The sequence below is a fragment of the Pseudoalteromonas sp. AWM4_233 genome, assembly GCF_056158285.1.
The window spans coordinates 1-6,845 of the sequence record NZ_JBSWSZ010000105.1 but is presented as its reverse complement, the minus strand read 5'-3'; the positions used below and the strand labels follow the sequence as shown (position 1 = coordinate 6,845).

At 42.5% G+C, this 6,845-nt stretch carries 5 protein-coding genes and 4 pseudogenes; 5 read left to right on the top strand and 4 right to left on the bottom strand.

From position 1 onward, the window contains the following. Positions 1-45 precede the first annotated feature (45 nt). The 5 genes and pseudogenes from ACXAC4_RS21425 to ACXAC4_RS21405 all read left to right on the top strand — a co-directional run. Positions 46-553 (top strand): annotated as a pseudogene (locus tag ACXAC4_RS21425) (NAD-glutamate dehydrogenase); the annotation flags it as partial. Between the two features lie 20 nt (positions 554-573). After that, positions 574-2,944 (top strand): annotated as a pseudogene (locus tag ACXAC4_RS21420) (TonB-dependent receptor domain-containing protein). A gap of 158 nt (positions 2,945-3,102) precedes the next feature. Further along, positions 3,103-4,026, top strand: a pseudogene (locus ACXAC4_RS21415) (alpha/beta fold hydrolase). A 43-nt stretch (positions 4,027-4,069) separates the two neighbouring features. Then, positions 4,070-4,300, top strand: a complete 231-nt coding sequence (locus ACXAC4_RS21410) for a hypothetical protein (RefSeq protein WP_475165222.1) — start codon at positions 4,070-4,072, stop codon at positions 4,298-4,300. Further along, positions 4,290-4,766, top strand: coding sequence for a hypothetical protein (locus ACXAC4_RS21405; RefSeq protein ID WP_475165221.1), 477 nt, complete (start codon positions 4,290-4,292; stop codon positions 4,764-4,766). Before ACXAC4_RS21410 ends, ACXAC4_RS21405 begins: the two co-directional genes overlap by 11 nt. On the opposite strand, the gene ACXAC4_RS21400 is transcribed toward ACXAC4_RS21405, so the two are convergent. From ACXAC4_RS21400 to ACXAC4_RS21385, 4 genes and pseudogenes are all read right to left on the bottom strand, one after another. Continuing rightward, a complete protein-coding gene (locus ACXAC4_RS21400; protein ID WP_475165218.1) occupies positions 4,763-4,906 on the bottom strand; it encodes a hypothetical protein in 144 nt (47 codons plus the stop codon). The two genes, ACXAC4_RS21405 and ACXAC4_RS21400, sit on opposite strands and share 4 nt — an antisense overlap. A 114-nt stretch (positions 4,907-5,020) precedes the next feature. Next, complete coding sequence (locus ACXAC4_RS21395) at positions 5,021-5,434, bottom strand: hypothetical protein (RefSeq protein WP_475165217.1); 414 nt, start codon at positions 5,432-5,434, stop codon at positions 5,021-5,023. After that, entirely contained in the window at positions 5,409-5,579 is a 171-nt protein-coding gene (locus ACXAC4_RS21390) for a hypothetical protein (protein WP_475165216.1), read from the bottom strand. Before ACXAC4_RS21390 ends, ACXAC4_RS21395 begins: the two co-directional genes overlap by 26 nt. A gap of 410 nt (positions 5,580-5,989) precedes the next feature. Next, a pseudogene (locus ACXAC4_RS21385) lies at positions 5,990-6,786 on the bottom strand (alkaline phosphatase PhoX); the annotation flags it as partial. Positions 6,787-6,845 lie beyond the last annotated feature (59 nt).

Below are 6,845 nucleotides of genomic sequence, written 5' to 3'. Positions count from 1 at the left end.
AAGGTTAACGACGGTTAGATTCACCTCTTACACAGCACCTAGCAACTCCTTGCCCGTTCATTTAATTCAACGGATAAAGTTGAATTTACCACTTTCTTCTCAGAATCTACGTTAGCGCGTACACATTATATTGTGCGTGTAGCTGACAACAATATTGAATATAACGTGAAAGATATCGAAAATAATTTAGTTGAAGCGGCCCGCACTTGGGAAGATAAGCTTCAAGCAGCGCTTTTAGAAAGCAATGGCGAGTCTCGTGGTAATGAGCTAAACCGTAAATATAGCAATGCGTTCCCATCGGCATATAAGAGATCAAGTTTTACCTTCAGCTGCGGTTGTCGATATCGAAAAGCTTGAAACGCTAGATGAAGAGAACAAGCTCGAAATGCTATTCTATCGTCCTCAAGAAGAAGCAAACTCTAACATTGTTCGTTTAAGCTTATTTCACAAAGATGAGCCTATCCACTTGTCAGATGTAATGCCGATGCTTGAAAACTTTGGTTTACGTGTTATTGGTGAAACACCTTATGCAGTGAAAACCAGCGATGGTCAAGATCAATATGGAACCCTACAATGAAATCAATAAAACCAAGCTTACTGGCACTTGCCATAGCAACACATTTTTCAGCCTTTGCTGATGACGCTAAGCCAAAACAAGATATGGAACGCTTAGTAATCACTGCAACAGGTTTTGAGCAAAAAGTTACCAGAAGCACCTGCAAGTATTTCAATTATCACCAATGAAGATATTAAGTCTCATGCCTTCACCTCAGTACTTGATGCTGTGCAGTATTTAGAAGGTATCGACATTGGCACAACTCGTGATAAAACGGGCCAAGGCAGTGTGAGTATGCGTGGTTTAACAGGTGAATACACCCTGTTACTAATTGATGGTAAACGCCAAAATAACCATGGCGACATTTACCCAAACAATTTTGGTGGCAACGCGTTTAACCACGTACCACCGGTTGATGCGATTGAGCGAGTTGAAGTAATTCGCGGTCCTGCATCAACACTTTATGGTGCAGATGCGCTGGGTGGTGTAATCAATATCATCACTAAAAAGCACACTGACAGCTGGAGTGGTGCAGTATCTTTTAGCCGTTCACTACAGCAAAACGATGATTTTGGTGATGACATTACCACTGACTTTAGTGTGATGGGCCCGCTAATTAAAGACGTATTAAGTTTAGGTGTCGCGGCAGTGTTTACGAACAACAAGCATCATCGCCAACATTTGAACCTGCGACCGATCCTAACGGTGTTGTACATACTCGTTCATTAGGCTTTGGCAGTGGCGGTCGTACCGTTGATAACACAAATGAGCAGTATGGTTTTACGTTAACTTATACCCCGTTTGAATCTCATCATTTACGTTTTGATTATGACAATTCAAGCCAAGTGTACGACAACACACCTAGCTACGACATTGAATCAGGCACCATTACTTACCCACTTGGTACTAAAGATAACATTGAATCAATTTGGCAAGAATCCGCCGCGGCCAGTAAACCCGCGCGCAGGTTACGCGGCAGACCAAGAGTTTGACCGTGAATGGTGGTCACTCAGTTATGATGGCAATCTTAACTGGGCAACGGTAAAAGCCTCTGTGTCTTATGTTGATACGCAAAACAATGGCCGTACTTTACCACTGAGTGTAAGCGAGCGATTAGAGCTGCAAGCTATGTACGATGGTATTGGCGAATACGAAGGAATGGACGAGCAAGCACGTAAAGACTTAGCTGAAGAAACATTCTTACCACGCCCTGCTCGCCCACTTGAAAGCAGCCAATATACCTATGACTTACGTTTTGATATTCCAATCGAGGGGCGCTTTGGGAGCCATAACCTAGCAATTGGTGGCCAGCTTATCGACGGTGAATTAAAAGACGGTGTATTTGGTCTTGAAAGTGATCAAGCTGGCAAAGTACAAGAGCAAAACATGTACTCAATCTTTGCCGAAGATAACTGGATGGCAACTGATAACTTCACCTTTACACTAGGTGCTCGTTACGATGACCACGATGTATTTGGTAGCCAAGTATCACCTCGTGTTTACGGTGTATATAACTTATCTGACACTTGGACCTTAAAAGGTGGTGTAAGTACAGGTTACAAAACACCAAAAACAACTGACCTTTATGACGGGATCACCGGATTTGGTGGCCAAGGCACAAGCCCATTTGCAGGTAACCCTGAATTAGAACCAGAAACCAGTGTTAACTCAGAAGTTGCACTTTACTGGACTTCACTTGATGGCGATCACAACATTAACGTGACTTACTACAACACCAAGTTTGAAGACAAAATTGCCAGCGGCGATACAATTTTAAGCTGTGAACAAACTAACGACGTACGTCCATGTGTGAACCTAGGTCAATATGATCAGCTTGGCTACGATAGCTACAGCCAAAAGATCAATATCGACGAAGTAGACCTTCAAGGTGTTGAAATTGCTGGTCAATACACAATCACTAAAACAGTGTCTATTAACGGTAACTACACGTGGACTGATAGCGAACAAAAGAGCGGTCCTGAACAAGGTCAACCATTAACTAACTCAGCTGAACACATGGCAAACCTTACCCTAAACTGGGAAGCGACAGACTTTATGAACTTATACCTACAAGGTGTATATCGTTCAGACCGTTACCGCGGTTGGGATAACGTGCACGATAAAGCGCTGTATTACAAAAACTACAACCTACTTAACTTAGGTGCGCAGTTTTATGTAAATGAGTACGTGCAAATCAATGCCCGTGTAAACAACCTATTAGACGAAGATTTCACCTCATATAGTACTAGCTATACCGACCTAAATGGCGATGGTGAGTACGAATACCTAACAGGTCGCGGTGTCGTTCGCGAAGTTACATTCACAGACGACTACAACGTTAAAGATAAAGGCCGTAACTTCTGGATTGGCGTTACCGCTTACTTCTAAGTAAACTCCCTGAAAATAGACAGCATGTAGTCATATGCTGTCTATTTTTCTTGTCATCCCTATTACTGCTCCTATTATCAGTATTCTTTTTACTGTCACTAAATTGCCAACTTCACACATTAAGCTGATGGTACCTGCGTAAGCTTATTTGTCAGTCTATGGAACATATCCTTACAGCCAGCGGTATCTGTATTAGTTATCAAGATGAAGGCGATAAAAATGCGCCGGTGATCATCTTAATTATTGGCTTAGGTGCTCAATTTACCGTTTTAGCCAGAGTCGCTATATTTTGGCTTGGTCGAAAAAGGCTTTCGGGTTATTCGTTTTGATAATCGTGATGCAGGGCTATCCTCATCGTTAGATGAGTTAGGCAAGCCGAGTCTAGTAAAGCATTGGCTTAGCCGCCGATTACCCATTCGCGCAAAGCTGCCCTATTCGCTCGATGACATGGCTCGCGATGTAAAAGAATTAATGGATGCACTGGCTATCAAAAAAGCGCACTTAGTGGGGGCGTCGATGGGTGGCATGATTGCGCAAATTGCCGCGGCAAAGTATAAAAAACGTGTACTGAGCTTAACTTCCATTATGTCGAGTAGCTCGCCGTTATCGTTTTCGGGATCAAACATTAACCTTTTGGTAAAGCTGGCACAAAATACGCCCCCGAAGCAGTAATAAAGAAGCCGCTATTGACTACAATGTTAGGCTCAACCAACTCATTGGCAGCCCAGCCTACCCACAAGATGAACACGCTTTATACGCCAACGCTGAACGCTATATTGAGCGGGCCCACACAAATCAAACAGGCTTTAAACGTCAGCTTGCAGCCATTGCCGCAACGCCTTATCGCGAGCAATTACTAAAAAAGATTGAAGCGCCCACGTTAGTAATTCACGGCAGTGCTGATCCTGTTATGCCGCTGTCTGCGGGTATCAACACCGCCCTGTTAATAAAGCGCAGTAAGTTAAGAGTCGTGCCCGGAATGGGCCATGATTTCTCCACCCGCTTTAATGAAAAAAATGACTAAGTGGATAGCTAAACATGCCGCTAAAGTCAGCGCCAAAAAAGCCGCTAAAAAACCCTAAAAGCATGATAGAATTATCATACAATTTATAAGGTTAGCGTTTTATGTTACGTGTATTTTTTAGTCTATTTTTAATCATCCCTTGGTTAAGTTTTGCCGGTGTGTCACTGAGCGAGCAGCGCATTATTTATCAAGGCGAAATTAATGCCAAAAACAATCAACATGTTGCACAGCTTTTGGCTGAGCAGCAAAACATAAACAGCATACAAATCACCAGTGGTGGCGGAAACATTGATTTAGGTATGGATCTCGCCGGAATTGATTTTGGCGCATAATTTAAAAGTTCATGTAAAACAATTTTGCTTTTCGTCGTGTGCTAATTACGTATTACTTGCAGGAAACCCTACCACCATAGCTAAGAACGCCATTGTCGGTTGGCACGGCGATGCCGCTTCAGCTCGCTGGCGAGATAGCGATATTGATGCCATGGTAAGCCATTTAAAAGAGCCAGAAAAAACAACCAAGTGGCAGGCTTTGCGCACTCAATACGATGAAATAATCGCAAAAGCCATGGCTCGTGAAAAAGCCTTTTATGCAAAACGCGGAGTTAATCATGACTTGCTAACGATTGGTTTATCTAAAGAGCTAAAACGTGCAGCTGTGGCACAAAAAGCCAGAGGCTGGAGCTACTCAAAAAAAGCACTCAATACACTGAATGTGAGTAATATTGCGTTCGCAGATTGGCAGCCCCGCTCAGCAAAGAACTTTCCGTTACTAATAATTAGTGACCTTGGGGATTAGCTTTTGCCGTCACGGATATAACGGTAATCAAATTCGGTGTCATCTAGAATGTCGCAATAATCACGAAAATCATTACTCTGCATTTGCTGAATATCGATGATCACCGACTGCTCTGTTACGAGTTTTTTAAAGCTTTGCAATAGCGTACGTCCTTGCTTTGCATCTATATGGCAACCGAATTGATAAATGTCATATAGCCGAGCGAACTGATCAGCCGCTCTGCCTTGCAGCTTGCCATGAGTGCTTCACCACGCTCAAAAGCAAGCATTTCTTCCCAGAATAAATTGCGCTCTAGGTTCATTTTTATGTTCAACGAGATAACGTAAAATAGTTTCTGATTTAAATGTATCTTGTGCAAAGTTCCCCTGATAAACGCCTCGCTCATCAAAGTGACGACCCGAATAGTAGGCAAAAGCATAGCTAAATGCTTTTTTGTCAGACAAGGTTGCAAGAAACTCATCATCTGTTGGAATATGTTTTGCTCTAAACTTAGCTGCTTGATGTTGCTCTTGCTCCACCTGTTTTTCAACAAACAAATACTGCTGGTCAGCAAATGCACCAACGGCGCCTGCAAAACTCAAACATGATGTAGCAATTAGGGTACTCGGTAATACTACCAACCAATGATTTTTAATTTTTTTATTACCCTGCCAGCTCCCCCGATTCATACACCTCAGCAAATAACTTATGGTCAATAAATGGAATGCTTTTACGTGCAATAAATGCTGCTGACCAAGAGCCAAGTGCAAATAACAAAGCATAAATTGATAAAGACGATGTACCGCTGATCAAAACCTCTTGAACTGAGCGCAACAGCGATTACAAGATAGGTATGCAATAAGTGAAATAACTGAAAAGATACAGATCATAGCCACGCCCATGAATACCAACGGCTAGGCCAACGAGTACGCCGCTAATCACTAACATTACTGGCCCAATAGCACTTTTAATTGAAAATACTGTGATCCATAAAATAATGATTGGGATACTCCAGCACGCTACGCCGATTGCGGCTGCAAGTGGACTTTGCTTAACTCAGTTTTGCTCCAACTTGCTCTCGACTACTGCTCAGTAACAGACATATCAACTCCGTTTTCGTTTTATTATTATTTTCCTGTGAAACAAAGTGATTCTAACTAGAACAGCTGATTATAAAAAGAGGAACAAAAATTTCGTGATACAAAAAAAGCCACCTCGCAGTGGCTATTTAAAATAGACTTTAATTAAACACTAAATTGATGCCATGGGCCTGTTATAGCAAGTGTTTTTGAAGGTGAGTAAACGTTCACAAACAAAGTGCTACCATCGGGTGAAAAACAGGCACCAGCCAGCTCGGTTTGCGCCACTAAGCGGGCAAAATTATAAACTTGGCCTTGGGGTGTCACACCACGAAGATGATTATCAACCACATCGGTGTATTGGTCTTCACAAACAATTAAGTGACCATTAGGTGACACGGTTAGGTTATCGCCAAAGTTGTAGAGAGTTTTGCTAGCACTTTCTACAAACAACCAGAATCTACCAGGTTGCTGTGCTTCTTTATCTGTGCCCTCAAATTCTGATGGCTGATATTTCATAACCTGACCAAGTTGTTTTCCACCACCATTGGTACAGCAAAAATAAAGCTCTTTATCACCCCAGTGAATACCTTCACCGCAGCAAACAATGCTGCACCTTGTTTGTAGCCGCGTAGGCGTAGGTCGTCTTTCGGGCTTTCAGGGTTATCTAGATTGACCCACTCAACCTCAAGCTCTTGATGTAGCCCCATGGCTTTATTATTCCAGTTACGGCTATCGAATTGTGGCTTACCTTTTACCACCATCGCTTGTAATTGCCCGCCTTTATGCAGCTTGCCATATTCATTTGGAATAAAACGATAAAAGACGCTATCACCTTTATCTTCAGTTAAATAAACAATGCCCGTACGCGGATCAACAGCAGCCGCTTCGTGGTTAAATCGACCCATGGCTTTTAATGGCTCAGGTTTAATTAAGCCTTTGCTATTTGCGGGTACTTCAAAAGGTGCTGGAGTTATGTACATCTACCGATTACCAGGTTAACCTTTACCAAAACCTTGAT

Excerpts from the sequence above, each read along its gene's own strand:
- ACXAC4_RS21410 (WP_475165222.1), top strand. The coding sequence starts at position 4,070 with ATGTTACGTGTATTTTTTAGTCTATTTTTAATCATCCCTTGGTTAAGT.
- ACXAC4_RS21395 (WP_475165217.1), bottom strand. The coding sequence starts at position 5,434 with ATGAATCGGGGGAGCTGGCAGGGTAATAAAAAAATTAAAAATCATTGG.